At 64.2% G+C, this 1245-nt stretch carries 1 protein-coding gene; it reads left to right on the plus strand.

Annotated features, from left to right (window positions below):
• The first annotated feature begins 93 nt into the window (after positions 1-93).
• Positions 94-1083 carry an FAD:protein FMN transferase gene (locus tag HMPREF0178_RS19975; protein ID WP_009369350.1) on the plus strand — a complete coding sequence of 330 codons (990 nt, stop codon included), beginning with the start codon at positions 94-96 and terminating at the stop codon, positions 1081-1083.
• The last annotated feature ends 162 nt before the right edge of the window (positions 1084-1245 follow it).

The following is a 1245-nucleotide window of genomic DNA, read 5'->3' on the forward strand; positions in this document are numbered from 1 at the left end:
GCCGCTGGACGCGAAGTCCGCGCCCGCTCCGGTTCAGTCCGCCCCGGCGGCCCCGGAAGCGTCCCCCGCTCCCGCAGCAAAGGAGAGTGTATCATGATGACGAGACGGGTATTCCTCGGCATGGCGGGCGTTGCCGGAGCCGGGTTGTGGCTAGGGGTTCCGGGACTTGCGCAGGCCGCCGTGTCCCGCGAGACGAAAGTGATGCTCGGGACGTTCGTGGACGTTTCGGTGGCGGGCGTTTCCTCTATGCAGGCGTCGGACGCGCTGGCTCTGGCCTTTGCGGAGGCGTCGCGTCTGGAGCGGGTGTTCAGCCGGCACGACGGCGGCACGCCGGTGAGCGAGCTGAACCGTGCGGGCCGTCTGCGGGCCGCGCCCGCCGAATTGGTACGGGTAGTGAACCGGTCGCTGTTTTACGGCGCACTGACGGGTGGGAGTTTCGATGTGACGGTGCAGCCGGTGATCGATCTCTTCCGGGCACACCGCAATCCCTCCGGCGAGCTGACGCTGGACGATTCGGAGCTTCGGGCGGCCCGCTCCCTGGTGGGCCGCCGGGGACTTCAGGTTTCGGGAACGGATCTGTCCTTTGCGCGTTCGGGTATGGGCATCACGCTGGACGGCATCGCCAAGGGGTACATTGCGGACCGGGTTTCCGCTGTCCTGACGTCCGCCGGGGTGAAGAACCATCTCGTAAATGCGGGCGGGGACATCATGGCCTCGGGGCACAAGTCGCCGGGTGTGCCGTGGCGGGTTGCGGTGCAGTCACCCACGGGGCCGACCTATGCGGGCGAGCTTTCGCTTTCCGGCAAGGCTATTGCGACGTCCGGCAGTTACGAAATCTATTATGATGCCTCGCGCAGGCATCACCATCTGATCAACCCGGCCTCCGGCTTCAGCCCCGCCGTGGGAAGCGTCTCGGTCGTCGCAGGCACGGCGATGGAGGCGGACACCCTCGCGACCGCGCTGTCCATCCTCCCTCCCTCCGACGCCCTGAAGCTCGTGCAGGGCCTCCCCGGTCGTGAGTGTTGCATTCTCTCGCCAGACGGTTGCATACATACCTCTCAAGGATGGGCCTCCTTCGCCTAGGCACTATCGCCAAAACGTTATTGACAGGCCATATGCGATGAGAGCTTTTCCTGTGTATGTTTTTTGCAATTTACCCATCAGGTTACTTGATGGGAAAAGATAGCCATACCCCCCTAATGAAGCGGGCGTGTTCCTCCGTGGACACGGTGGCTAGACAAGTTA

The organism is Bilophila sp. 4_1_30 (genome assembly GCF_000224655.1).
Taxonomy (GTDB): domain Bacteria; phylum Desulfobacterota; class Desulfovibrionia; order Desulfovibrionales; family Desulfovibrionaceae; genus Bilophila; species Bilophila wadsworthia.

Bases quoted from the DNA above. Each gene is read 5' to 3' on its own strand.
- HMPREF0178_RS19975 (WP_009369350.1), top strand. From the start codon at position 94: ATGATGACGAGACGGGTATTCCTCGGCATGGCGGGCGTTGCCGGAGCC.